At 64.0% G+C, this 26,179-nt stretch carries 23 protein-coding genes and 1 riboswitch; of the genes, 14 read left to right on the top strand and 9 right to left on the bottom strand.

The window, feature by feature from the left end:
- Positions 1-219: 219 nt before the first annotated feature.
- Genes atzF through AC0L2K_RS06425 form a run of 8 tightly spaced genes read right to left on the bottom strand, consistent with a single transcriptional unit; the run spans position 220 to position 8,559 of the window.
- Positions 220-2,049: an allophanate hydrolase gene (gene atzF / locus AC0L2K_RS06460; protein WP_473530902.1), complete on the bottom strand. Its 1,830-nt coding sequence runs from the start codon at positions 2,047-2,049 to the stop codon at positions 220-222.
- Positions 2,046-2,396 (bottom strand): cupin domain-containing protein, encoded by a 351-nt coding sequence (locus tag AC0L2K_RS06455; protein ID WP_023800139.1) that lies wholly within the window; start codon positions 2,394-2,396, stop codon positions 2,046-2,048. Before AC0L2K_RS06455 ends, atzF begins: the two co-directional genes overlap by 4 nt.
- Positions 2,389-3,057: a cysteine hydrolase family protein gene (locus AC0L2K_RS06450; protein WP_473530901.1), complete on the bottom strand. Its 669-nt coding sequence runs from the start codon at positions 3,055-3,057 to the stop codon at positions 2,389-2,391. The genes AC0L2K_RS06455 and AC0L2K_RS06450 overlap by 8 nt, the downstream gene beginning before the upstream one ends.
- Positions 3,057-4,586, bottom strand: coding sequence for an ABC transporter ATP-binding protein (locus AC0L2K_RS06445; protein WP_473530900.1), 1,530 nt, complete (start codon positions 4,584-4,586; stop codon positions 3,057-3,059). The genes AC0L2K_RS06450 and AC0L2K_RS06445 overlap by 1 nt, the downstream gene beginning before the upstream one ends.
- Before the next feature lie 9 nt (positions 4,587-4,595).
- Positions 4,596-5,297: a biuret amidohydrolase gene (gene biuH / locus AC0L2K_RS06440; protein WP_287119710.1), complete on the bottom strand. Its 702-nt coding sequence runs from the start codon at positions 5,295-5,297 to the stop codon at positions 4,596-4,598.
- A 25-nt stretch (positions 5,298-5,322) separates the two neighbouring features.
- Positions 5,323-6,249, bottom strand: coding sequence for an ABC transporter permease (locus AC0L2K_RS06435; RefSeq protein WP_287119711.1), 927 nt, complete (start codon positions 6,247-6,249; stop codon positions 5,323-5,325).
- Positions 6,249-7,409 (bottom strand): ABC transporter permease, encoded by a 1,161-nt coding sequence (locus AC0L2K_RS06430; protein WP_473530899.1) that lies wholly within the window; start codon positions 7,407-7,409, stop codon positions 6,249-6,251. Before AC0L2K_RS06430 ends, AC0L2K_RS06435 begins: the two co-directional genes overlap by 1 nt.
- A 22-nt stretch (positions 7,410-7,431) precedes the next feature.
- Positions 7,432-8,559 (bottom strand): BMP family ABC transporter substrate-binding protein, encoded by a 1,128-nt coding sequence (locus AC0L2K_RS06425; protein ID WP_473530898.1) that lies wholly within the window; start codon positions 8,557-8,559, stop codon positions 7,432-7,434.
- Positions 8,560-8,857: 298 nt separating this feature from the next.
- On the opposite strand from AC0L2K_RS06425, the gene AC0L2K_RS06420 reads away from it, so the two are divergent.
- The 8 genes from AC0L2K_RS06420 to AC0L2K_RS06385 all read left to right on the top strand — a co-directional run bounded on the left by AC0L2K_RS06420 (position 8,858) and on the right by AC0L2K_RS06385 (position 18,998).
- On the top strand, positions 8,858-9,544 hold the full coding sequence (locus AC0L2K_RS06420; RefSeq protein ID WP_287063046.1) for a GntR family transcriptional regulator: 687 nt from the start codon (positions 8,858-8,860) through the stop codon (positions 9,542-9,544).
- A 562-nt stretch (positions 9,545-10,106) separates the two neighbouring features.
- The gene (locus AC0L2K_RS06415; protein WP_473530897.1) at positions 10,107-13,274 is read left to right on the top strand and encodes a hypothetical protein; all 3,168 of its coding nucleotides are present in this window, start codon (positions 10,107-10,109) and stop codon (positions 13,272-13,274) included.
- A gap of 324 nt (positions 13,275-13,598) precedes the next feature.
- Positions 13,599-13,713: riboswitch (guanidine-I (ykkC/yxkD leader) on the top strand.
- Positions 13,714-13,812: 99 nt separating this feature from the next.
- A complete protein-coding gene (locus tag AC0L2K_RS06410; protein WP_473530896.1) occupies positions 13,813-14,877 on the top strand; it encodes a putative urea ABC transporter substrate-binding protein in 1,065 nt (354 codons plus the stop codon).
- A gap of 105 nt (positions 14,878-14,982) precedes the next feature.
- Complete coding sequence (locus AC0L2K_RS06405) at positions 14,983-15,795, top strand: ABC transporter permease (RefSeq protein WP_287063040.1); 813 nt, start codon at positions 14,983-14,985, stop codon at positions 15,793-15,795.
- A complete protein-coding gene (locus tag AC0L2K_RS06400; protein ID WP_287171725.1) occupies positions 15,792-16,601 on the top strand; it encodes an ATP-binding cassette domain-containing protein in 810 nt (269 codons plus the stop codon). The genes AC0L2K_RS06405 and AC0L2K_RS06400 overlap by 4 nt, the downstream gene beginning before the upstream one ends.
- A gap of 12 nt (positions 16,602-16,613) precedes the next feature.
- A complete protein-coding gene (locus AC0L2K_RS06395) occupies positions 16,614-17,822 on the top strand; it encodes an agmatinase family protein (protein WP_128171904.1) in 1,209 nt (402 codons plus the stop codon).
- Between the two features lie 2 nt (positions 17,823-17,824).
- The gene (locus AC0L2K_RS06390) at positions 17,825-18,358 is read left to right on the top strand and encodes a hypothetical protein (RefSeq protein WP_473530895.1); all 534 of its coding nucleotides are present in this window, start codon (positions 17,825-17,827) and stop codon (positions 18,356-18,358) included.
- Between the two features lie 37 nt (positions 18,359-18,395).
- Entirely contained in the window at positions 18,396-18,998 is a 603-nt protein-coding gene (locus tag AC0L2K_RS06385; RefSeq protein WP_473530894.1) for a HupE/UreJ family protein, read from the top strand.
- Positions 18,999-19,169: 171 nt separating this feature from the next.
- On the opposite strand, the gene AC0L2K_RS06380 is transcribed toward AC0L2K_RS06385, so the two are convergent.
- Entirely contained in the window at positions 19,170-19,883 is a 714-nt protein-coding gene (locus AC0L2K_RS06380) for a GntR family transcriptional regulator (protein WP_023800160.1), read from the bottom strand.
- A gap of 260 nt (positions 19,884-20,143) precedes the next feature.
- On the opposite strand from AC0L2K_RS06380, the gene AC0L2K_RS06375 reads away from it, so the two are divergent.
- The 6 genes from AC0L2K_RS06375 (at position 20,144) to AC0L2K_RS06350 (ending at position 26,078) form a co-directional block, all read left to right on the top strand.
- Positions 20,144-21,232: an ABC transporter ATP-binding protein gene (locus AC0L2K_RS06375; protein WP_473530893.1), complete on the top strand. Its 1,089-nt coding sequence runs from the start codon at positions 20,144-20,146 to the stop codon at positions 21,230-21,232.
- A gap of 33 nt (positions 21,233-21,265) precedes the next feature.
- Positions 21,266-22,555 (top strand): ABC transporter substrate-binding protein, encoded by a 1,290-nt coding sequence (locus AC0L2K_RS06370; protein WP_473530892.1) that lies wholly within the window; start codon positions 21,266-21,268, stop codon positions 22,553-22,555.
- 196 nt (positions 22,556-22,751) lie between these two features.
- Positions 22,752-23,663, top strand: coding sequence for an ABC transporter permease (locus tag AC0L2K_RS06365; RefSeq protein WP_473530891.1), 912 nt, complete (start codon positions 22,752-22,754; stop codon positions 23,661-23,663).
- 4 nt (positions 23,664-23,667) lie between these two features.
- Positions 23,668-24,486, top strand: a complete 819-nt coding sequence (locus AC0L2K_RS06360; protein ID WP_023800164.1) for an ABC transporter permease — start codon at positions 23,668-23,670, stop codon at positions 24,484-24,486.
- Entirely contained in the window at positions 24,458-25,243 is a 786-nt protein-coding gene (locus AC0L2K_RS06355) for an aspartate/glutamate racemase family protein (RefSeq protein WP_287119723.1), read from the top strand. The genes AC0L2K_RS06360 and AC0L2K_RS06355 overlap by 29 nt, the downstream gene beginning before the upstream one ends.
- A gap of 4 nt (positions 25,244-25,247) precedes the next feature.
- Positions 25,248-26,078, top strand: a complete 831-nt coding sequence (locus AC0L2K_RS06350) for a GNAT family N-acetyltransferase (protein ID WP_473530890.1) — start codon at positions 25,248-25,250, stop codon at positions 26,076-26,078.
- Positions 26,079-26,179: the final 101 nt, after the last annotated feature.

Below are 26,179 nucleotides of genomic sequence, written 5' to 3'. Positions count from 1 at the left end.
TCAGCAGCAGACGCGGCCGAATTGCGAGCGGCAATGGGCGACCGGTGAATCCCGCGCTCCATCTTCGACAGTCCGCTCCAGCGGCCCGCGCGCGGATTGTCCGCACTGCCGCACGCGGATCGCTTGCGGAATTCGGTGCTCGCCGTACCAACTGCAAGCCGAGCATCGCTGCTACGATTTGAGCTCACGCTGACGTTGCCGGTGCGAACGGCCGGTCGTTCAATCGGCCGGGACGCTTTCCTGTCGCTCTCCGCTGGCTTTTGCGATGAAGCTGCGCCAACCGCCATAGGCCGAAATGTCGATCGCCTCTGACAACCCGGCGGTCTCAACCAGAAAGCCTTTGGCCGATGTCCCGTCTTCGAGCTCGATCGTGCCTATGCCGAGCGGCGGCGGGATCGCGGCCACGAAGCGTCCGAACGCGTCTGGTGAAAGCCGCCAAACCTCGACATCGATCGACGTCCCGTGGCCATCGGCAACACGCACGAGCCCTGGCTTGGGCACGGACTGGCCGGCGAGCGCATAGAGCTGATAGGAGGCAACTGTCTTGGCGGCCCTGCTCAATCGCGCGCCAAGCGCGCAGAGCTGGCCGTTGAGCGGCATCCCCGACAAATGCGCGCCGACGACCACGAGCTCGATCATGCCGTCATCGACGTCAGGGGTCTTGGCGACGCAGGCAGGCATTGCCCAACCAGTCGCGCCAAGGCCGAGACCGCTGGCTCGATGGAGATCACGGGCGAGCGCCGCCGTCAGGGCGTCCTTGCCGGCGGCAGCAAGCAAGGTAACGCTCATCGGCAGACCGTCGTCGCGCTTGCCCATCGGCACGGCGATGCCGCACATATCGAGCAGATTGACGAAGTTGGTGTAGGTGCCGAGCCGGCTGTTGGTGACGATCGGATCGGCCAAAACAGTCTCCAGCGAATAGTGCGTCGGCGCCGTCGGCACGCAGAAAAGGTCGACCGAGGCGATGACAGGTGCGAGCCTGGCCTTGTGGCCCTGCAGCGCATAAAGGCCGTTGAACGCGTCTGCCGCGGAGAGCTTTCGCGCCCCTCCGATGATTGCGCGCGTTACCGGGTGCATGGCTGCTTCGCTCGCTTCCATGAAATCCGCAATCGCCGCATAGCGCTCGGCCACCCAGGCGCCTTCGTAGAGCAGGTTGGCGGTAGCGTAGAAATCGCCGAAGGGAATTTCGATCAGTCGGCAGCCGAGCTGTTGCAGCGTCCGCAGCGCCGTTTCGAATCCAGCCTGCATGGCCGCGTCGCCAAAAAATTCCCGGTCCGCTTTTGCGGGAACCCCGACGGTCAGCGCTGGTGGACGCGGACCAAGCGGCGGCGCCGCGATAGCGCGCGAATAAGGATCGACGTCATCTTTGGCCGTCGCGGCCCTGAAGACGCTGTAGGCGTCATCGACGGTGAGCGCGAATACAGAGACGCAGTCGAGCGTGCGGCAGGCCGGCACCACGCCGGTGGCCGACAGCGCGCCGACGGTCGGCTTCAGCCCGACGATGTTGTTGAGGCCGGCGGGAATGCGGCCGGAGCCTGCGGTGTCGGTGCCGAGGGCGAAAGAAACGATGCCGTGCGCCGTCGCCACGGCCGAGCCGCACGAGGAACCGCCCGGCACCAGGTTAGGATCGATCGCGTTTCTCGGGATCGGATAGGGCGTGCGCACGCCGACGAGGCCGGTGGCGAATTGGTCGAGATTGGTTTTTCCGACGACCAGCGCGCCGGCCGCCCTCAGACGCGCGACGACGGTGGCGTCTTTCGACGGCAAGTAGGCATATTCGGCGCAGGCGGCCGTCGTCGGCATGCCGGCGACATCGATGTTGTCCTTGACCGCGAACGGCATGCCCCACAGCGGCTTTGCCACCGGATCGAACCCGCCGAGTGCGTCGGCTTCGGCGAGCAGGTCCGCCCTGCTCGCCAGATGGATGAAGATGCCGGGATCGTCCGCTTTCGCTATGCGCTGAAACACGGTTTCAATAATGGTAGTGGCCGACATGCCGGTTGCATAGCTCGCGTGCAGGCTGCCGATATCGAAGCGGATGTCGCTCATTTCGTCTCGTCCAGAATGATCACCGGCAGATTCCACTGGATCAGCACGACGCAGCCGTCTTTCGTCCACACCGAATGCTCGGTCCCGACCGGGTTCAGGATCACGCTTCCGGGAAGATAGTCGCCATTCTCGTCGCTCTGGGTGCCTTCCAGCACAACGATGGTTTCCAGTGCGACATGACGATGGCGCGGCACGCCGGCGCCGGGCCGATAATTCAGGATCGCGACGGAGGGTTCGGCCGGTCCGCCCCTGAGCAGCCAATGCACCGTGATGCCTTCGCGAAAATGCTCGAATGCCAGATCACGCCAGCCCCCATGGATGAGAGCCGGGTATGCAATGTTAGGCATCGGCAATTCCTTTGAGCACCTGGTCCGTCATCGCCGTCCAGCCGACGATCGCGCCCTGCGCCCTGATCATGGCCAGCGCGGCCGCCTTGAATTCCGGAAAATAGCTCTCCGTCGCATCCTCCGCCAGCAGGCATTCGTAGCCGCGGTCGTTGGCCTCGCGCATCGTCGTCTGCACGCAGACTTCCGTCGTAACTCCGGCGAAGACGAGCTGCTGCACGCCGAGCCGCTTCAGGTCCTCGCCGAAGCTGGTAGCGTAGAACGCGCCCTTGCCGGGTTTTTCGATGACGATTTCGCCAGGCAGCGGGGCTACCTCGTCGAGGATCGCCGTTCCCGGCTCGCCGACGACCAGCACGCGGCCCATCGGACCGACATCGCCGATTCGGATCGACGGATTGCCACGATTGCGCTTGGCCGGCGGCAGGTCCGAAAGGTCCGACCTGTGGCACTCCATCGTGTGGATCACCGGCAGGCCGGCGGCGCGAAATCCCTGGATCAGCCTTTTTACCGTCGGCACAATCGCCACCACCCGGCCGACGTCATTGCCGAGGCTGGCGCCGAAGCCGCCCGGCTCGGCGAAATCGCGCTGCATGTCGATGACGACCAGCGCCACCGCCTCAGGCTTGAAGGCAAACGGAAACGGCAGCGCGTCGATCTCCGCCATCAGTGATGTCCCGCCATTTGCTCGCCGATCGTCTGGACGCTCGCCTGGGCGATCGGCGTTTCGTAGACCAGCGCGCCGTCGGACATGACGAAGATGCGGTCCGAGAGCTCCAGCAATTCGTCGAGGTCCTCCGACATCAAGAGCACCGCGGCACCAGCGTTGCGCGCCTTCATGATGCGGGCGCGGATTTCGGCGACGGCAGAGAAGTCGAGGCCGAAGCACGGATTCGAAACAATCAGCAGATCGACCTTGCCGGTCAGTTCGCGGGCGAGCACAGCGCGCTGGACGTTGCCGCCGGAGAGCGACGAAATCGGCGAGGCGAGCGAGGCTGTCTTGACCTTGAACTGCTCGACCAGCCGCGTCGCATAGTCCCTGATGGCGCTCATCCGGATCCAGCTTATCGGCTTGCCGGCCTCGTTCAGGTCGAAGGTCCGGAATGCCATGTTTTCCGCCACCGTCATCCTCGGCGCGCAGGCATTGCGCAACGGTTCCTCCGGGATGAAGCGCACATTGAGCGTGCGGGCCTCGGCGCGGCTGGCGCCGTAGGGCGTTCCCTTCACCAGAACGTCGCCGGCATCACGCGTACGCTGCCCGGCAAGGACTTCTAGAAATTCCTTCTGGCCGTTGCCGGAAATGCCGGCGACACCGACGATCTCGCCGGACTTCACATCGAGCTCGCCGATATTGATGGTTTTCAGGCCGGTGCGGTCGGGCGCCTTCAGTGCCTTCACCGTCAGGATTTGCTTGGCGCCGACCGGCAACGGAGCGCGGCTGTCGAGCGCGGCGATCGGCTGGTCACCGATCATCATCGCCGCCATCTGCTTGTGAGACAGCTCCGATACTTTCCCCGTTCCTGTCAGTCTGCCCTTGCGCAACACAGTGATGTCGTCGGCAAACGCCGTCACCTCGTGGAACTTGTGCGAGATCATCAGCACGGTGAGATCGCCCGCCTTGGTCATGCCGCGCACAAGGCCCAGCACTTCCTGCGCCTCGCCGGGGGTTAGCACCGACGTCGGCTCATCCAGCACCAGAAAACTGCGGCCGAGATAAAGCTGCTTGATGATTTCGAGCTTCTGTTTCTCGCCGGCGGCGAGTTCGGCCACCTTGACGTCGAGCGGCAGCTTGAACGGCATCCGCTCCATGAATTGGGCAAGTGCGGCGCGTTCCTTGCGCCAGTCGATAATCCCCGGCACCTTCTCGCGGGAAATGACCAGGTTTTCCGCACCCGTGAGCGACGGGACGAGGGTAAAATGCTGGTAGACCATGCCGAGGCCGAGCGCCGAGGCGTCCTTCGAACTGGCGATCCCGACCTCGCGGCCGTCGACCAGAATTTCGCCGGCGGTCGGGTGATAAAAGCCCATGATGCATTTGACCAGCGTCGACTTGCCCGCGCCGTTTTCGCCAAGCAGCGCATGAAACGATCCCGCCGGCACCTTGATGGAGACGTCGTCCAGCGCGGTGAAGGCGTCGAAACGCATGCTCATGCCGATCGTCTCGACGCCAACCGCTCTTTTGCTGCGATCACTCATGATCGAACCTCATGGCAACTGGGCGACGAAGGACGCCGAATTGGACACCGCGCCGAACACGCCGCCTTGCATCTTGATCATCTTGATCGCAGCGAGATGGTTGCCGTAGTCAGTCGCCCCGCAGCAATCCTCCAGCATTACGCATTCGAAGCCGCGGTCGTTGGCTTCGCGCATCGTCGTGTGCACGCAGACGTCGGTGGTGATGCCGGTCAGCACGATGTTTTCGATGCCGCGCTGGTTGAGGATCAGCTCCAGGTCGGTGGCGCAGAACGAGCCCTTTCCCGGCTTGTCGATGATCGGCTCGCCTTCGGCCGGATAGAGGTCGGGGATGATGTCCCAGCCCGGCTCGCCGCGCACCAGGATGCGCCCGCAGGGTCCGGGGTCGCCGATGCCGGCATTGATGCGGCGCGAGCGCCAGCGCTTGTTGGCCGGCAGGTCGGCGAGATCGGGCCGGTGGCCCTCTCGCGTATGAATGACGGTGTAGCCCTTCGCCCGCATGGCAGACAGCACCGATCTGATCGGTTCGATCGGCGCCCGCACCAGCGAGAGATCGTAGCCCATATGATCGACATAGCCGCCCGGCCCACAGAAATCGGTCTGCATGTCGATGATGATCAGCGCCGTGTTGTCGGGCCGAAGCTCGCCATTGTAGGGCCATGGATAGGGATCGGCATCGATGTAGCGCTGCGTGATCTCGGCTCTGGCGTTCATTGAGAAAAACTCCAGTCTGGAAACGTCATTTGGTGATCGACAGTTCGCCCGGTGCGCCGGCCAGCGAACGGCTCGGCGACGAGGTGGCGATCATGATGACGAGGGTGAGAATGTAGGGTGCGGCGTAGAACAGATAGTAGCCTTGCGTGACGCCGACCGATTGCAGCGCCGGCCCCAGCGCGCCGGCCCCGCCGAACAGCAGCGCGGCGGCAAAGCAGCCGAGCGGGTTCCAGCGCGCGAAGATGACCAGCGCCACCGCCATCAGCCCCTGGCCCGACGAAATGCCTTCGGTCCAGCTGCCGGGATAGTAGAGCGACAGATAAGCGCCGCCGATTCCGGCCAGCGCGCCGCCGATGCCGGTGGCGATGAGGCGCACCGTATTCGGGTTGAGGCCCATGGCGCGCGCGGCGTCGGAACTGTCGCCGACCACGCGCAGGATCAGGCCGGCCCGGGTGTTGCGGAAAGCCCACCACAGGAACACGGCAAGTGCTGCACCGATCAGGAACAGCACGTTGACGTTGAGCGCCGCCTGCACCTGCGGAACATCGGACCAGCCGCCAAACGGGATGGCCGGCAGGTCGGGCGCCGAGGGCTGGATGAACGGTTTGCCGAAGAAGAAGGCGAGACCCGAGCCGAACAGCATCAGCGCAATGCCGATGGCGATGTCGTTAACGCCACGGAATCTGCAGATCCAGCCGTGGAACAGGCCGAAACAAAGACCGGCGGCTGCGGCGGCCAGCAGACCGAGCCATGGTGAGCCGGTCATCACCGCGACGGCATAGGCGGTCATCGCGCCGAACACCAGTGTGCCTTCGAGACCGAGATTGATGCGCCCCGAACGCTCGGTGATGGCTTCGCCCAGCGACACGAAAATGAAGGGCGTCGACACCCGGATGGCGCCGCCGAGCATGGCGAGCGGAACGCCCCAGAGGCCGATCTCGGTTGCGTTCATCAGGCAGTTCCCTTCAGGAGATCGGGCCTTTTCAAGAGATCGCCCCTCTGCCAGAGGTCGGGATTGAAGGCCTTGAAGCGGCCGTAGAAGGTTTCGCTGAACAGGATGACGACGAAGAGCATGCCCTGCAGCACCAGCACGGTGGCGTCGGGCAGGTCCATGCGGCGCTGGATCAGCCCGCCGGAGGCGTCGATGCCGCCAAGCAGGAAGGCGACCGGGATGATGGCGAGCGGATTGTGGCGGGCGAGGAAGGCGACCAGGATACCGGTATATCCATAGCCGGCGGCGAGCGAGGCGTTGGCGCTGCCCTGCACGGCGGCGACTTCGAGCATGCCGGCAAGGCCGGCAAAGCCGCCGGCCAGCGCGGTGAAACCGACAATCAGCGGTCCAACGGCAAGTCCCTGCACCTGGGCTGCCCTGACATTGCCGCCAGCGATGCGAGCGGCGAACCCCCAGCGGGTCTTTTCGATCAGCAGCCAGGACAGAATGCAGGCGATGATGCCGACGACAAGGCCCCAATGCACGTCCATGCCGGGAATGTTGCCGATGCGGTAGGCCTCAGCCAACGGCTCGGTCGACGGTTTGTTGAGCGAGGCGGGATCGCGCAGCGGTCCGTCCACCAGATGGTTCATCAGGGCGATGGCGATATAGGCCATCAAAAGGCTCGATATGGTTTCGTTGACGGCACGGTAGTGGCGTAGCGCGCCGACGGCACCGATCCAGATGCCGCCGGCGGCCAGGCCCGCCACGCCCATGACAAGAATAACGAAAAAGGCGGGGGCGCCGCTGGCGGCCACGCCCATGGCAGCCGCCGCAACGCCGCCCAGCACGATCGCGCCTTCGCCCCCGATGACGACAAGGCCGAGCCGGGCCGGCAGCGCCACGCAGAGCGCCGCAAGCAGCAAGGGTGCGGCCCGCGACAGCGAGTTCTGGATCGAGAACCACGAGCCGAAGCCGCCGCGCCACATCGTTTCATAGAGCTGCGCCGGCGATTTGCCGACCAGCGCGATGAACAGGCTGAACAGGGCCATGCCGACAATCAGGGCCGCGAGCGGGATGACGAGGGCTTCCGCCCGCCGGGCGATCCATTCGAGCGCCGTCGGATAGCTTTTGGCGCCGAGCATCACTGGCACGCTCGCGCTGCTCACGGTGTCTGCCATGGCCCCCGTCTCCGATCCATGCTCAAGCGGTCGAGCCGACGACACCCTCGACGAGATAGTCCATGCTTTCCAGCTCGATCGCGGCTTCGACGAAGGTCTGGCCCTCGGTTGCGACGACGTCGCCCTTGTTGTTCTTCAACGGCCCCTTGATCACCGAAAAGCCGCCCTTCATCATTTCGGCGAGCGTGCCGTCGAACTGTGCGCGCGCCGCCTCGCTGACCGCGGGGCCGAGCGGGCTCATCTTGACGAAGCCGTCGGCCAGTCCGCCGCGCGTGAAATTGGGCAGCGGCTTGCCGGCCACGAGGTCGTCGACGAACATCTTGTAGACCTTCGCCCAGTTCCATTCCGCGCCGGTCAGGTATTTTTCAGGTGCCAGCGGGCTCTGATTGGCATGGTAGCCGCAGATGAAGGCGCCGCGCCCCGCCGCCGTTTCGACCACCACTTTCGGGCTGTCGACATGGCAGGTGATGACGTCGGCACCCTGATCGACCAGTGCATTGGTGGCCTCCGCCTCCTTGACCGCCAGCGACCATTCGCCGGTGAAGATCACCTGGCAGGTGATTGCCGGGTCGACCGAGCGTGCGCCGAGCAGGAAGGAGTTGATGTTGAGCAGGACCTGCGGAATGGGCTTTGCCGCGACGAAGCCGATCTTCTTGGTCTTGGTGGCGTGGCCGGCGGCGACGCCGTTGAGATACTGGCCCATGCCGATATAGCCGAAATAGGAACCGGCATTCATCGGATGCTTGTCCTTGTTCCACATGCCGCCGCAATGGCGGAACTGCACGTCGGGGAATTTCGCGCACATGGCCATCATGTGCGGATCGAAATAGCCGAAGGAGGTCGGGAAGATCAGCGAGGCGCCGTCGAGGTTGATCATCGATTCCATCGACTTCTGGACATCGACCGTTTCGGGGACGTTCTCCTCCTCGACCACGGAGATGCCCTCGATGGCCTTCAATGTGGCGGCACCCTCGGCATGCGCCTGGTTATAGCCGTAGTCGTCCTTCGGCCCGACATAGATGAAGCCGACAGTGACGGCAGCGGCGAACGCCCTGCTGATCGGGAATGACGCCGAGGCCAGGCCGAGCGCCGCTCCGGCGGCGGAGGTCTTGAGCAGATCGCGGCGGCTAAGCATGAATCTCTCGGTCATGTGAATGCTCCCTGTTGAACCGTTTCCGGGTCGATTAATCCCCTTCTCGTACAAGTGCATGCAATCGCCGTGCCAGTTCAAAAGCTGGATTTTATCCAATTAAATCAGTTGGCTGGCTAATTAGCCGTGCTCAAGCGAAAGGCAATTGCATACACTTTTTGCCATTCAATTAGCCAGTTTGACATCCAGATTAAAATTGAGGCATAGAGGACGCGCCCGAGTCGAAACTTCCGGCGAGCCACTTGCCGCACGGCCGCGAAAAAGACTGGACGGAGGAGAATTGTCGGGGAAGCGCAGCTTGATCAGGTCGGGCACGACCGTCGATCAGATGGTGAGGGCGATCGGTGACCGGATCGTCACCGGCTTCCTGCGCCCCGGCGAAAAGCTCGACGAGGCCTCGCTTGCTGCCCGTTTCGATGTGTCGCGCACCCCCGTCAGGGAGGCGCTTGGCCGGCTGAGCGCCATGGGGCTGGTTGAAAGGCGGCCCAACCGTGGCGCTACCGTCGCCGTGGTGACGCAGGAGCATCTTGCCTCGATGTTCGAGAGCATGGCCGAGCTTGAAGCGATCTGCGCGCGGTTCTCGGCCGAGCGCATGACCGCTGGCGAACGCCGCGCGCTCGAAATCGAGCACCAGGCATCGGCGCGCCTCGTGCAATTGGGTGCGGAGGAGGACTACGAGTATTTCAACACCGAGTTCCACACGCGGCTCTATCGCGGCGCGCACAGCAAGCACATCTATGAACTGACCGTCATGACACGCAGCCGGCTGGCGCCGTTCCGGCGCGCGCAATTCATGCTGCCGGGCCGCCTGGCCAAATCCTGGCAGGAGCATGACGTCATCGTTACCGCAATCATGCGCGGTGACGGCGCCGCCGCAGGACAAGCAGCCAAGGATCACGTCTCCATCGTCAGCGAGGCGAGCGCCGTCTTTGCTGCGGCCGACCCGATGAAACCGGCGACGGTTTCGATCGGAGTGTCTTCCTAATGGACAAAACCTGACGCGTGGTACCCGAAAACGGAATACCGTTTTGACCCCGAGGCGACCTATGTCTTGCGTGTAGCGAATGGCCGCTTCGCGCCTCGATGTCGACCTCGCGGCACGCCATCCCGGCGTGAGCCCCATGGGACTGCAGCAACTGCTTGAAGCTTTCCGCGCCTATACGGGCGACGTCGAAAATCGTGCTATATCATCGGACACGAAGCACGGAGGCAGCTCAGGCGCAAAAAAGCCGTGAGACAAGAGTCGGCGAAATCTGTCGGATTTGGTCTTAGCCGTCATCGATGCCTTAGTTGCGCTGCCCGGCGTCTCGCCGCACAGAGATTTCTATCTCAGCGCGCGCCAGTTGCAACGTCACGAGTAGTGGAATGCCACGTGGCAATCGGTCCCCAACATCAGCCCGTCTTCGATCTCAAATCGGCGGCGGCGATGACAAAAGTCACGCCGAGCAGGCCATGGCCTAGACATCAGGATGCTCTCGGCAGCGCTTCTGACGATGGGATAACCCGCAAGGAATCCCGGAGGGTGTGAGCCATGTGGAGGATAGGCCATGAAGTGGAAGTCGCTTCGATCAACTGCGCTCGCCGGCCTCACCGTGGCCGCGATTCTCCTGGAGGCGCGGGCTGGGTTCGCCGTCGACGAAGAACCGTTGAACCTGCTGCGGCTCACCTCGGCGAAGGTCGAATCGACCACTTCTCCCGCCGACGTGACTGCGATCGCGCGGTTGACAGACGGCGACGCGAAGACGGTCGCGGAGATCGACGCGACGGAAGCCACACCGCTGGACGTCACGTTCACGTTCGGTGGAGGCGTTGTGGCGCCGGAGGGGATCAGGGTCACGCTGCCGGAGGGCTCGGGCAGCGCGGCAGTTCGCGTGGAGATCCTCGTCTCGACGGCGTCGGCGCACGCCGGGTTCCGGTCCCTTCGCACTGACCCGCTTGCGGCGGAGGGCAAGCCGCAGACGTTCGAGTTCCCCACCACCGCGGCGCGCTGGATCATCGTGCGGCTCGCGCCGCAGCCCGGGGCGCGCAAGGTAGCGGCAGCGGAAGTGGAGGTTATCGGTCGGGAGGGTGAGCCGAAGAGCCACTACGCGTTCGCCGAGTCTCCGGCGAAGGCCTTCGACGTGCTCACGCGCCTCGAGAAGACGACGTCGCTCAAGCTGGCGGTCTCCGACGACGAGAAGGCGATGTTCGCGAAGGCGAAGGCGGGGCGCTTGACGCCCGTGGAGTTCGCCGAGGCCGCGCTGCTGGCGTCGGGCGTAGTCGACGCGGGAAAAAGGAAGGAGTACCTGAAGCGCCTGGACGCGTTGGAGCAGCAGGCCCGCGCGGCGGTGGCGAACACGCGCACTCCCGCGGCCAAGGGCGAGGCGCTCCTCGAGTGGCTCCACAAGGGCCCGATTTCGAAGGGCTACGTGGCGCGCCAGACCGGCCTCTCGGTGATCTTCGACACGGGTACGTTCAATTGCGTGTCGTCCGCCGTGCTCTACAACGTGCTCGCGCTGCGGCTCGGGCTGGACGTGCGCGCGATCGAGGTGCCCGACCACGCGTTCTCGATCCTCTACGACGGCACGCGGCACATGGACGTGGAGACAACGAACGCCAAGGGGTTCAACCCCGCTAGGGACAAGGCCGCCATCGCCAAGTTCGAGCAGATGACGGGCTTCCGCTACATCCCCGACGCGCACCGCGACCAGCGCCGAGAGGTCGAGGAGGCGGGGCTGGCGGCGATCATCTACTACAACCAGGGCGTGTTGCTCTCGGAGGCGAAGCGCTACCACGAGGCGCTCGTGGCGAATTTCCGGGCGATGAGCCTCGACCCCGAGTTCGGCTCGGCGGTGAAGAACGCGCTGGCCGTGCTCGCGAACTGGGGAGCGGAGCTTTCGCGCGACGGCAAGTTCCAGGAGGCCCTGGAAGTCGTGACGACCGGCCTCGCGCTGGCGCCGAAGGACGCGGCGCTCGTCAATAACCATTCGGCTGTTTGGAGCCAGTGGGCGCTCAGCGCGGTGGACGCCGGCAAGCCGTCCGAGGCGCTCGCCATCCTCGAGCGAGCGGCCGCCGCGGTGCCCAGCGGGGGGTTCGAGGGGATGCAATCGCTCGTGTACATCCGGCCGGCGGACATACGGATGCGGGAGGGCCGGTGGGAGGACGCGCTCGCGGCGGCCGTGCCGGGCTTCGAGGCGCTCGCGGGCGAGCCGCGCAAGGAGCTCGAGAAGTGGCTCGGCTACTTCGGGCAGGAGTGGTCCGCCGCGCTGGCCAAGAAGGAGGGTGAGGCGAGGGCACTTGGGGCACTGCGCGGTTTCGTGGCGCGCTTCCCCGGCAACGAGCACGTGACTTCGGCGGCGGACAGCCACGTACGCCGGATGGCGTTCGGGTTGGCCGACGCGGGGAAGTTCGAGGAGGCGCTCGCGGCGATCCAGGGGGCCAAGGATTTGATGAAAGACACAGCGGGCGTCCGCGAGGCGTCGCTTTACGTCTACGACGACTGGGCGAAGCGCCACATGAAGGACGGTCGGTGGGAAATGGCGGCGGATGTGTACGTGAAGGGGTTCGCGGCGTACCCGGGCGAGGGGCTGTTCAAGGGCAACGTGGCGTATCTTGCGCAGGAGTGGACGAAAGCCGCCTACGCGAAGGGCGGCGCGAACGCGGCGGCCGAGGTGATGAAGTTGATGGCGGAGCGGTTTCCGGGGCTGACGGGCCTGTCGAAGAGTGGCGGGAATGAACTGCAACGGCCCGTAAACGCGCGCGTCGAGGAGGGGAAGTACGAGGAGGCGCTCGCGGCCTTGGAGAAGGGGCGGCAGCTGCTGGAGGATAGCGACGCGGAGCAGACGTACCTGTACGTGTACGACTTCTGGGCGAGGAAGCGCATGGAGGCCGGCGCGTGGGAGGAGGCAGCGGACGTGTACCTGAAGGCGCTCGCGCGATATCCCGACGCGGGCATGCTCAAGCAGAACGTCGCGTACCTGGGCCAGGAGTGGACGAAAGCCGCCTACACGAAGGGCGGAGCCCCGGCGGCCGCCGCGGTCGCGAAGGTCCTCGCGGCGAAGTTCCCTGGAGTCGAGTCGATCGGGAAGTCCGGCGGCCAAGGGGTGGCCCGTGTAGTCCATGACTTGATTGGAAACGGGAAGTTCGAGGCCGCGCTCGCGGCCGTGGACCAAGGGAAGGAGTTCCTGCCGGGAAACGAGGCGCAGGAGCTCTACTTCGCGGCATACGACGGCTGGGCCAAGCGTTACATGCAGGACGGCCAGTGGGAGAAGGCGGCAGACGTCTACGAGGCGGGTCTCGGGCGGTTCCCCGCGATGGAAAAGCTTCACGGGAACATCGGGTGGTTCGCGCAAGAATGGGCGAAGGAAGTGGCCGCTGGGCAGGGGCCGGACAAGGCCGTGGAAGTTCTGCGAGCGTTGAAGCAGAGGTTCCCGGGCCTGCAGAACGTAGCGCGATCGTCTAAGAACTACCTGAACAACAATGTGAACGCTCTCGTGCGGGACAACAAACACGAGGAGGCGCTCGCTGTGCTCGAGAGGCTGAAGGACCTCGCGGAAGGGGAGGCGGACGTGGAGAGGCTCGCAGTGTTCGCGTACGACCGGTGGGCGAGGAGGTTCATAGAAAAGAAGGACTGGGACGGGGCGATTGCGATCTACGACGAGGGCCTCGCGCGGTATCCGGACCAACGATTGTTCGAGCAGAACAAGGCGTATTGCATCGAGCAAAAGAGCAGGTAGGAGCGGGCTGTCCGCTCACGGGTGGATCCGGCACCCGTATGCCTCCCAGAGAGGACCCGGGTGTTGGGGGCAGGGAAGGGGAGTTGCTAACGGCATCAAGTCCAGTCCCGCACAACTGGACGAGAAAACCAAGCAATCTCGGGGCCGTGTGTTTTGGGGGAATGACGTGAGATGACCCCTAGCAGCAATCAGGCAAACTGCCCAATCCGTCGGCGATGCGATGATTTTCGCGTCACTCGGGCAAATCTCGAAGCCGCACAGTTCCACAAATGCCGGGCATTTGGCATAATTCGGCTTTGGCATGCTCCTTGCTTCGTAGATGGTGTGCAGAGCGTCTAGGGTTCCGGCCGCGACAAAGCGGTGCTGGTCCAAGAGATGCGACCGCCAGGGATGCACTGAGGCATCCGGCGGAACACGGCGGGCCAAAATCCCGGGAGAACCCTGCACGGGTTTGCTGGCGCGAACCTCTCCCGGATACGCGCTCGCAAACCCCAACATCAAGTCCGGTCGCAATCCGGATCGCGAACAGGGGTACGCAATGCTTCGCAAGCTGGCCGCAATCATCCTAGCCGCATCACTCAGCCTTCCCATCGTTTCCGCCGCCGGCGCGGCGCCCAAGAAAGACTTCAAGATATGCTGGTCGATCTATGTCGGCTGGATGCCGTGGGGCTATCTCTCCGACAGCGGCATCATGAAGAAATGGGCCGACAAAAACGGCATCAATGTCGAGATCACCCGCATCAACGACTATGTCGAAAGCATCAACCAGTACACCGCCGGCGGTTTCGACGGCTGTTCGATGACCAACATGGACGCGCTGTCGATCCCCGCTGGCGGCGGCGTCGACACCACCGCCTTGATCATCGGCGACTTCTCCAACGGCAATGATGCGGTGATCCTCAAGGACAAGGCAGCGCTCGCCGACATTGCCGGCCAGAAGGTCAACCTCGTCGAGCTCTCCGTCTCGCATTACCTGCTGGCGCGGGCGCTGGACACGGTCAAGCTCGCCGAGAAGGACATTACCGTCGTCAACACGTCCGACGCCGACATGGTCGCCGCCTATGGCACCAGCGACGTCACCTCGGTCGTTACCTGGAACCCGCTGGTTTCCGAGATCGTCGCCATGCCGGGTGCGCACAAGGTTTTCGATTCCGCGCAGATTCCCGGTGAGATCATCGACATGATGGTCGTCAACACCGAGACGCTTAAGGACAATCCGGCATTGGGCAAGGCGCTTGTCGGCGCATGGTACGAGGTGATGGAACTGATGAACTCCGACAGGCCGGAAGGCAAGGCAGCCAAGGAGGAGATGGCCAAGGCATCCGGCACCGACCTCGCCGGCTTCGACGCGCAGCTTGCCTCGACGGCAATGTTCTACGATCCTGCCAAGGCGGTCGACTTCGCCAACGGCGCCGAATTGCCGAAGACGATGGATCTGGTCCGCAACTTCCTGTTCAGCCATGGCATTCTTGGCACCAACGCGACGAGCGTCGACGTGGTCGGCATGAGCTTTGCCGACGGATCGACGCTGGGCGACGCCAACAACGTCAAGCTGCGTTTCGATCCAGCCTTCATGGCCGAGGCGGCAACCGCAACGCCCTGACCCGACATGCTGGCCAAGGGAATGAGCGCCAGGGATGAAGCCTCCGCGACGGGCGGTGAGGGCATTGCGCGCCCTTCCCGGCCAAGGCCGAGGGTGCGCCTTCGTATGATCAATGCGAAGGTTTCGCGCGGCGGCGCCTTGTTCCTCGGCGGCTTGCCGTTCCTGTTCGTGGCGATTGCCTATCTGATCGCCTCGGCGCAACGGCTGGCGGTCAATCCCAGCGACAAGCTGCTGCCTTCGCCGCCACAGATGTGGTCGGCCTTTCTTGACCTTGCCACGGTGCCTGACAAGCGCTCCGGCGACCTCATCCTGTGGGTCGACACCTATGCCAGCCTCCTCAGGCTGTTCGCGGGCGTGGGCGTGGCGACGGTCGCCGCGCTTTCGCTCGGCATTGCCATCGGCTTCATCCCGCGGGTGCGGGCCTTCCTGCTGCCCTTCGTCACCGTCGTTTGCGTCATCCCTCCGCTGGCGTTGCTGCCGATCCTGTTCATCGCGCTCGGCCTCGGCGAAACGGCCAAGATCACGCTGATTGCTCTTGGCGTCGCGCCGGTGATGGTGCGCGACATCGCCAACCGGGTGGTGGAGTTGCCACCAGAGTTGGTGGCCAAGGCGCAGACGCTTGGCGGCAACAGCTGGACCACGGTCTTGCGGCTGGTGCTGCCGCAGATCATGCCGCGCCTCATCACTTGCGTGCGGCTGGCGCTCGGGCCGGCCTGGCTGTTCCTGATCGCCGCCGAAGCCATCGCCTCGACCGAAGGGCTGGGTTACCGCATCTTCCTCGTCCGCCGCTATCTCTCGATGGACGTCATCCTGCCCTATGTCGCCTGGATCACGCTGCTTGCCGTGATCACCGACTGGCTGCTGGTGCGGCTGTCGCGGGCAATCTCCCCTTGGGCGCATCCGGTGGAGGCCAGATGATCCGCATCGTCGTTCACGGGCTGGAAAAGAGTTATGGCGATGCCCGCGTGCTCGAGCGGGTCAACGTCACCGCCGAAGCCGGCGAATTCCTGTCGCTGGTCGGCGCCAGCGGCTGCGGAAAATCGACGTTCCTGCGCATTCTGCTCGGCCAGGAGCAGCAGAGCAGCGGCGTCGTCATCGTCGGCGATGGTCCGATCGTGCCCGAGCCGACGCCGCAGCGCGGCATCGTCTTTCAGCGCTATTCGGTGTTTCCGCATCTGACCGCCATCCAGAACCTGCTGCTGGTCGAAGACTTTCGCTCGGGCGGGCCGTTTGGCCGCGTCTTCGGCGCCAGGCGCAGAAACGCCAGGCAACAGGCCGAGGCCATGCTGGCGCGGGTTGGCCTCGCCCATGCGCGCGACCTCTATCCGGCATCGCTCTCCGGCGGCATGCAGCAGCGGCTGGCGATTGCGCAGACCTTGCTCGGCCGGCCGCAGATCCTGCTTCTCGACGAGCCGTTCGGGGCGCTCGATCCGGGCATCCGCGTCGAGATGCACGACCTGCTGACCGAGCTCTGGACCGAGCATGGCATGACGGTGGTGATGGTCACCCACGATATCGGCGAGGCCTTCAAGCTCGGCACCCGTGTGCTGGTCTTCGACAAGGTGCGCCACGATCCGCAGTTCCCGTCGGCTTACGGCGCGACGATCACCTACGATTTGAAGCTCGATCGCAAGACCCGGGCTTCCTCTCATCACTTGGCCAAGGTGGCCGCGATGGTTGGGACGACCCGGCCGGATACAGCAACGGCGACGACGGCGTCGTAACGGAGAGTTTGAATGTCCAGAGATATCCCCGAACGCAGCCACCGCCGTGCAGGGCTCGTCGCCCGGGCGGCCAGGGAGCGTTTTCACCACCCCGATTTCGACGCCCGCGGCACGCAGGGCTGGAAATCTATCGAGGCCGAGGGCAAGCTGCCGGAAAGCGGCTGGCGCAAGGAGCAGCAATGGGCGCTCGACATGGGCCTGCCAGGGTCGGAGTCGATCGTCGACAAGTCGATCCCGACATTCGCGCGCGGCGAGTTGCCGCATTTCGCCGGCATCAACACCTTTCTCAAGGCGCCCTATGTCGAGAACGTCCGCGACGTCGGCAAATATGATGCTGCCGTCATCGGCATTCCTTTCGACAGCGGCACCACTTACCGGCCGGGAACCCGCTTCGGGCCGCAAGGCATTCGCCGCATCTCGGCGCTGTACACGCCGTACAATTACGAGCTCGGCGTCGATTTGCGCGAGCAGATGACGCTGTGCGACGCCGGCGACGTCTTCACCATTCCCGCCAACCTGGAAAAGAGCTTCGACCAGATCACCAAGGGCGTCAGCCATGTCGCTTCGTCCGGCGCGCTTCCGATCATGCTGGGCGGCGACCACTCGATCGGTTTCCCTTGCGTGCGCGGCATCGCCGATGTGACCTCGAAGCGCATCGGCATCATCCATTTCGACCGCCATATCGACATCCAGGAAAAGGATCTCGACGAGCGCATGCACACCACGCCCTGGTACTGGGCGACCAACCTGCCGAACGTCTCGGCGACCAATCTCGTGCAGCTCGGCATCGGCGGCTGGCAGGTCCCGCGCTACGGCGTCGCCGAGGCGAGAAAACGCGGCACCAACGTGCTGACCATTGCCGACATCGAGCAGATGGGGCTTGAGAAGGCGGCGGAAATCGCGCTCGAGCTCGCATGGAAGGACACCGACGCCGTCTACATCTCTTTCGACGTCGACAGCCTCGATTGCGGTTTCGTGCCCGGCACGGGCTGGCCTGAGCCGGGCGGCTTCCTGCCGCGCGAGGCGCTCAAGCTGCTTGGGCTGGTGACCGCACCCGGCATTTGCGGCCTGGAAGTGGTCGAGGTCTCGCCGCCCTACGACACGTCGGACATCACCGCGCTGTTCGGCGTGCGCGTCGTCGTCGAGGCGCTTGGCTCGATGGTCGCCCACGGCAATCTCGGCAAGCACAAATCGATCATCGACAAACCGGTGAGTTTCTGACCATGCACGACGATCATCACCACAGTCATGGCCATGACGGCGGCCACAATCATCACGGGCCGAACGGTCATCATGACCATCCGCACGCCCCCGGCCACAATGGGCCCGCTGGCAAGCCGCTGCAATGGCAGACGCCGCATCTGCCGGACCAGGCTCACGAGCCGCCGGTTGATCCCGCATCGGTCGACCTCGACCTTGTCGAAACCGCCTTCCTCGAAGGCTTTGCGCGGGCGCCGGACCCATCCAGCTTTCTGCGCCTGGCCGGCATACCCTTTGTCGGCGAGATGGCCAACGGCGTGCGGCTTCATCTCTTGCGCGTCGAAACCGAGGATCTGGTCGACGTCGGCGCGGTCATGCCGCTCGTCGGCGGCACCGGCGTCGCCTATCATCCGCTGCCGGCGCGCCTGACATCGCACCGCCGACGTCTCGCTTTCATCTATCACGACGGCGCTGAGCAAAAGCCGCTCGGCTTCGCCGCGGCGCGCGCCCTTGCGGACCGTTCCGCCGCTTCGCAATTCACCGTCCCCGGGCACTGAAACCAGAACCCGTCATTCTCATCAAACAGGTGCAACCATGAAAACTTTCGCAAGCATGAAGACATTTGCAAGACTTGGCATCCTTTCAGCTCTCGCCGCCCTCACACCGTCGCTGGCGTTTGCCCATAGCGGCGGCGCTCACGTCCACGGCTTTTTCGCCGGCCTTGAACATCCGCTGTTCGGCATGGATCATCTGCTCGCAATGGTCGCAGTCGGCATCATCGGCGCCCGTGCCGGCGGGCGCAGCATTGTCCATGTGCCGCTGTTCTTTGTCTCGGCCATGGTCGCAGGGGCCTTTCTCGGCATGGCCGGCATCGGCCTGCCTTCGCTTGAAACCGGCATCGCGCTGTCGCTCGTGGTCTTCGGCGCCGTGGTCGGCCTCGCCAGGCCGCTGCCGCTGGCCACCGCCGCGGCGCTGACGGCCCTGTTCGGCCTCTTCCACGGCAACGCCCACGGCCTCGAGATCCCCGGGAACGCCGACAGCATCGCCTACGCAGCTGGCTTCGTGCTCGCCACGTCGATGCTGCATGCGATCGGCATTCTGTCCGCTGTCAAGCTGGCTCGTTGGCCGACGACGGTCCGCACTGCGGGGTTCGCCACCTCGCTGGTTGGAATGGCCATGGCGGCCCAAAGTTTGTGAGTGAGGCGATCAAAAACGCAGGCAGTCGGCAAACAGAACTGGAATGCAGATGAGCCAGAAATTGTCGATGAGGCTGCAGCGCATCCGCGATTTGCTTTACCAGATCCTGAAGATCCGGGCCGAGCGGCTTTGAGGGACGCGGTTATCGCGTCCCTGCGGTCATCATGAGCGTCAGAACTCGAGCGCCTGTCTGAGCGCCGGACCGCTCCTGACGCGCAGATCGAGGTCGGCCTCGATATGGTCGATGTGGTGCAGCATCAGTGCGCTGGCGCGTTCGGAATTGCCATTTTCCAGCGCCTCCAGGATATTCATGTGTTCGCTATGGCCGCAGCTCGAGACGCCCGAGCGGCCATAGAGCGCGATCACCAGCGATGACCGCGCCACCAGTTCTTCCATGAAGCGCTGGAGGATGGCGTTTCCGGCAACCGAAGCCAGCAGCAGGTGAAAATCGCCCGAAGCCTTGATTTCCGAGCGTCTTGCATTTGGTCCGCGTTCGGCAATGAAGCGGCCCTCTTCATCGAGCTGCGCCTTGAAGGCAGCGACATGGTCCGGCGTCATCCGCCCGGCTGCGGCAATCGCTATGCCGGGCTCGATCAGCCGGCGCGAAGCGAAGACCTGACGCGCTTCCTCCGGCGACGGGTTGGCGACGAAGGCGCCACGATTGCGCTCGGTCCGCACCAGGCCTTCGAAGGAGAGCATCTGCAGCGCCGCGCGCGCCACGGTGCGGCTGACATCGAATAAAGTGCCGACCTCGCCTTCCGACAGCTTGGTTCCGGGCGCCAGCCGGCGATCGACGATCGCGTCGCGCAACTGGTCGCGGATCGCCTGGGCGCGATCCTCGTTGGCACTGTCGACAGCAGGGAAAGTCTGGTCGGCTATATTCATGATGGTGGTCCCTGCGCCTTTCTACCCTGAACCGGGTCGCTTGCACGAGGGGCAAAGTGAATACGATGCCGGAAAAGATTGCATACGATTTTTGCGGGAATCGCCAGCGATCGCCTATAATTTGTGCATTCGTAGGCATGCCATTTCGAGGGGCGGCCGGAGGCAATTCTGATTTTCCCAAGGAATCAATCGTTTGAGGCCGATCTAGGGCAACTGGCATGCATGATGCTTTGCTTAAGTTGATTTAGAGAGGAAGCCGGATGTCCAAAGCCGCCGAAATCGACATCGTGTCCGTTTCGAAGATCTATGGCGCAACGACTGCCGTCGAAGACATCAGCTTGAAAATCCCCGCGGGAACCTATTGCTGCCTACTCGGGCCGTCCGGCTGCGGCAAGACCTCGACGCTGCGCATGATTGCCGGACATGAGAGCATATCGAGCGGCGACGTGCGTCTCGGCAACACGGTGGTCACCGACTTGCCGCCGGCCAGGCGCGGCACCGCCATGATGTTCCAGTCCTACGCGCTGTTTCCGCATCTCGACCTGGTCGACAATGTTGCGTTCAGCCTCAAGATGAAGGGCGTCGGCAAGGAAGAGCGCCGCGCCAGGGCGCTCGATATGCTGAAGCTGATGCAGATGGAGGGCTACGCCGGCCGCCGCCCGGCGCAGCTTTCGGGCGGACAGCAGCAACGCGTCGCTCTGGCCCGCGCCCTGATCACCGACCCCGAAGCGCTGCTGCTCGACGAGCCACTATCGGCACTCGATCCATTCCTGAAGATCCGCATGCGGGCGGAACTGAAGAAGCTGCAGACGTCGCTCGGCATCACTTTCGTCCACGTCACCCACAGCCAGGAGGAGGCGATGGCGCTCGCCGACCTGATCGTGGTCATGAATGACGGCCGTATCGAGCAGGCGGCGCATCCGCGCATCGTCTTCGAGCGGCCGGCCACCGCGTTCGTCGCCCGCTTCATGGGCGATCACAACGTCGTCTCCGGCCGCGTCAGCGGCAGCCGCGACGGCATGGTTGTCTTCGATGTGCCGGGTGGGGCCTCGCTTGCGGCCAGCGGGCAGGGCAGGGCGATCGGCGAGCCGATCGATATCGCCATTCGCACCGACCATGTGCGGATCGGCGACCCAGTGGCCACGGGGCTCGGCTTCACCGGCATCGCTTCCAACGTCGAATACCGCGGCTCTACCGTAAAACTCTCGGTCAATGGCGCCGGCATTGAGGATTTTACCGTCATCGTCGACGACACCAGCTTCTTCGCCAAGCCGGTCGCCGTCGGTGACGCGGTGCCGATCGCCTGGGACGCCGAGGACGCGATCGTCCTTGGTCGTCTCGATTCCTGAACCAGAGCCATCAATCAAAACAGGGGAACTGACATGACCAACACCACCGACAACAAGACAGGAATTTCCCGCCGCTCGCTGCTCAAGACCGGTGCTGCCGCCGTCGGTCTTGCCGCCGGTTCGGGTGCCATCACCGGGTTCCCGACGATCTGGGCGCAGAACCCGATCACGCTGCGCCAGTTCGGCACCGGCGTGTCGAACCTCAACGCCATTGCGGACAAGTGCAAGGCCGACCTCGGCATCACGCTGGAAATGACTGCGACCGATTCCGACGCCGCCGCCCAGCGCGCGGTGACCCAGCCGGACAGCTACGACATCGCCGACATCGAATACTGGATCGCCAAGAAGGTCTATCCGTCCGGCGTGATGCAGCCGATGGATGTCAAGAAGCTGAAATATTACGACAAGATCGTACCGCTGTTCATCACCGGCAAGCTGACGCCCGACAGCGTCATCGCCCAGGGCACCGCGCCGCATACGGTCGGCTTCGTCGAGGCGCAGGACGCCAAGACCTTCGCCAAGCAGCCGACCCAGTGGATGACGATGGTTCCGACCATCTACAACGCCGATACGCTCGGCATCCGCCCCGACCTTGTCGGCCGCGACATCACCACCTGGGCCGACATCATGGATCCGGCCTTCAAGGGCAAGGCCGCCATCCTCAACATCCCGTCAATCGGCATCATGGATGCGGCGATGATCATGGAAGCCATGGGCAACATCAAATATGCCGACAAGGGCAACATGACCAAGGAGGAGATCGACAAGACCATCGACTTCCTGATCAAGGCCAAGCAGGACGGCCAGTTCCGGGCGTTCTGGAAATCGTTCGACGAGAGCGTTAATTTGATGGCTTCGGGCGAAGTGGTTATCCAGTCGATGTGGTCGCCGGCCGTCGCTGCGGTGCGCTCCAAGGGCATCGCCTGCAAGTACCAGCCGCTCAAGGAAGGCTATCGCTCGTGGGGCGGCGGCCTTGGCCTGGCGGCGCACCTCAAGGGCGCCGAACTCGACGCCGCTTACGAATACATCAACTGGTACCTCTCCGGCTGGGTCGGCGCCTACCTCAACCGCCAGGGCTACTACTCGGCCGCCATGGATACGGCCAAGCAGTTCATGTCCGAGGACGAATGGGGCTACTGGGTCGACGGCAAGCCGGCCAAGGGCGACATCATGGCGCCGGACGGCAAGATCATGGAGAAGGCAGGCGCGGTGCGTGACGGCGGCTCCTTCGTCCAGCGCATGGGCAAGGTCGCCTGCTGGAACTCGGTCATGGACGAGGACCGCTACATGGTGAGGCGCTGGAACGAATTCATCGCGGCGTAGTGCCTTCTTGCCTTCTCCCCTTGTGGGAGAAGGTCGCCGAGCGAAGCTCGGTCGGATGAGGGGTGTTGGACGGATCGCCAACGCTGAGTTTCTTCCAACACCCCTCATCCGTCTTGCCGCTGCGCGCCAATCCACCTTCTCCCACAAGGGGAGAAGGGACGCAGCTCCGGCCGCCTCGCAGCCTACCGAGATGTTGATGACAGCAGTGCTCGAACGTCCTGGAATGATCGCCGCCAAACCGGCCAGACGCCGCCGCGTCTCGGTCGCCCGCTTCGTCCCCTATCTCCAGGCGGCGCCGCTGGCGCTGATCCTCGGCGCGTTCCTTTTGCTGCCGATCCTGATGATCGCCGTGGTCTCCTTCTGGGATTACGATTTCGCGGCGATGTATCCGGATTTCCTGACCATCAACTACGCCGACACGCTCGGCTCGTGGGTGACCTGGAAAACCTATCTGAACACGCTGAAATACGCTGGTATCGTCTGGGCACTGACGCTGTTCGTCGGCTTCTGGGTCGCCTATTTCCTCGCCTTCCATATCAGGACCACCGCCATGCAGATGGTGCTGTTCCTGGTCTGCACGGTGCCGTTCCTGACCTCCAACATCATCCGCATGATCTCGTGGATTCCGGTGCTTGGCCGCAACGGCCTGGTCAACTCGACGCTGGTTGAGATCGGGCTGATCCCGAAGCCGATCGAATGGCTGCTCTATTCCGAATTCGCCGTGGTGCTGGCCATGGTGCATCTCTACACGCTGTTCATGGTGACGCCGATCTTCAACACGCTGATGCGCATCGACAAGTCGCTGATCGAGGCCGCGCGCGATGCCGGCGCGTCCAGCTGGCAGGTGTTGTGGAACGTCGTCATCCCGCTTGCCAAGCCCGGCATGGCGATCGGCACCATCTTCGTCGTCACGCTGGTGATGGCCGACTTTTCGACGGTGCAGGTGATGTCCGGCGGACAGAGCGCATCCGTCGCGCTGATGATGAAGAACCAGATGTCGCTGCTGCAATATCCGGCAGCGGCCGCCAACGCGGTCGTGCTGCTGGTGCTGGTGCTGCTGATGGTCGCCGGCATCCTGCGCATCGTCGACATCCGCAAGGAGCTGTGAGGCGATGAGCCGGGACAAGCGCACCCTTGAATTCTACGTGCTGGCGGCATTCTTCGCCCTTTTCGTGCTGTTTCTCTACGGCCCGCTCTCGGCGATCCTGATCCTGTCCTTCCAGGGCGAGAATGGCGGGCTGACCTTTCCGCTGAACGGCGTTTCGCTGCACTGGTTCGCCAATCTGTTCGAACGCCAGGCGGTCGGTGATTTCGGCGGCAGCTTCAAACGCTCCTTTATTCTTGGCCTGATGGTGATGATCGTCACCGTCGGCGTGTCGCTGCTTGCCGGTCTTGCCTTTCGGCAAAAATTTCGCGGCGCCACCGCATTGTTCTATCTGGCAGTCGCCAGCCTGGTCGTGCCGTCGATCATCATCTCGCTCGGCATTGGCGTCGTCTTCCAGCAGATCGGCTTTCGTCCCGCCTGGTACACCTCTGCTTTTGGTGCGCATCTGACCTGGACCTTGCCTTTCGGCGTGCTGATCATGTTCGCCGTCTTCAACCGGTTTTCGCCGGCCTATGAGGAAGCCGCGCGGGACTTGGGCGCGACCTCCTGGCAGACCTTCGCGCATGTCGTGCTGCCGATGATCGCGCCCAGCCTGATCGGTGTCGGCCTGTTCGGTTTCACCCTGTCCTATGACGAGTTCGCCCGCACCCTGATGACCTCGGGCACGTTCAACACGCTGCCGCTCGAAATCTACGGCATGACGACGAATGTGACGACGCCAGTGCTCTATGCGCTGGGCACCGTGACCACGGTATTTTCCTTCCTGGTGATTTTGGCGACGCTCGGCGCAATCGCCTATGTCGGCGGCCGTCGGCCGCGAGCTTGAGAGAACCGCAGTGCAGATCCTCGTCGTCAATCCGAACACCACCGCCAGCATGACCGAAACCATTGCAGCGGCGGCGCGGCTCGTCGCCGCCGCCGGAACGGACATCGTCGCCGTCACCTCGTCGATGGGACCTGTGTCGATCGAAGGCTACTACGACGAGGCGCTTGCCGTGCCGGGCTTGCTGGTCGAGATCGCCGCCGGCGAACGCTCGGGCGCGCAGGCCGCGATCGTCGCCTGTTTCGACGACACCGGCCTCGATGCGGCGCGCGCCATGGCCAACATTCCGGTCATCGGCATCTGCGAGGCAGCGCTCAGCACGGCCTCTTTCATCGCCCAGCGCTTCACCGTCGTCACCACGACCGAGCGCTCGCGCGTGCCGGTCGAAGCGCTGGTGCAGCGCTATGGCATGGCAGGACGGGCACGCGTGCGCGCTGCCGACATTCCGGTTCTTGCGCTCGAAGACCCAACCTCTGATGCGATCCTGAAGCTGCGCGGCGAGATCGCGCGCGCGCTCGACGAGGATCGCGCCGAGGCCATCGTGCTTGGCTGTGCCGGCATGGCCGATCTCGCCGCCGCGCTGCGGCGGGAGTTCGGCGTTCCGGTCATCGACGGCGTCGGCGCCGCGGTCAAGCAGGCCGAGGCACTGATCGCGCTTGGCCTGTCGACGTCCAAGCGTGGCGCCTATGCAAACCCGCTGGCAAAGCCCTATCTTGGCGCATTGAAGTCCTTCGCCCCCGGTACCGTAGCCGCCGAGTGAGGCAATGCGCCGAACGATCAGAACGCTCGCACTTGAAGACGTAAAAATCCTTGTCGACTGGGCGGCAGCGGAGGGCTGGAATCCCGGTGTTGGCGATGCCGTGGCGTTCCATGCGGCGGATCCAGAGGGCTTCATCGGCGCCTTTGTCGATGGCGAGATGGTGGCCGGTATTTCGGCCGTCGCCTATGGCGACGATTTCGGCTTCATCGGTCTCTACATCTGTCGGCCGGACAGGCGTGGAGAAGGTCATGGCAAGGCGGTCTGGGATGCTGGCATGGCGCGGCTCGGCGACCGCACGATCGGCCTCGATGGGGTCGTCGAACAGCAGGCCAACTACCGCAGCATGGGTTTTGCGCCGGTCTACCGGACGATCCGCTTGGTCGGCACGCCGAACGCTCCGGCAGCTGCCGACAGCGATATTTGCGTCATAGGCCCGGAAGCCGATGTCCTGGACTACGACAGCCGGTTCTTTCCCGCTCCGCGGCAATCCTTCCTGGAACACTGGCTGCGCCCGCCGCACGTCGCGCTTGCGATCGTCAGGGATGGCGCCATCAAGGGGTACGGCGTCGCCCGCCGCTGCCGGGACGGCTGCAAGATCGGTCCGCTCTTTGCCAACAGCCTGGACGCGGCAAGCCGCCTGTTCGCGGCGCTCGCCAACGCCTCGGGACCCGGAAATATCCATCTCGACGTCCCCGAGACCAGTGGAAGCTTTGCGGCTTTCCTGTCGTTCGCCGGCCTTCAACCGGGCTTCGAAACGGCTCGAATGTACAAGGGAAAAGCGCCGCAGCTCGCGCAGTTCGGCGTCTTTGCGATCACGACTTTGGAGCTTGGTTGAGACGGCGTCAGCTTTTTGTGCGCAGATCATCGATGCGAAGTTCCACGCCTTTTGGCTGGTCTCCTCGCGAAAAAACGTAAATGCCCAAGGCGATGGACTGC

Source organism: Mesorhizobium sp. WSM4817 (assembly GCF_055811135.1).
The sequence above is the reverse complement of the archived record's forward strand: the minus strand, read 5'-3'. Positions and strand labels throughout refer to the sequence as shown.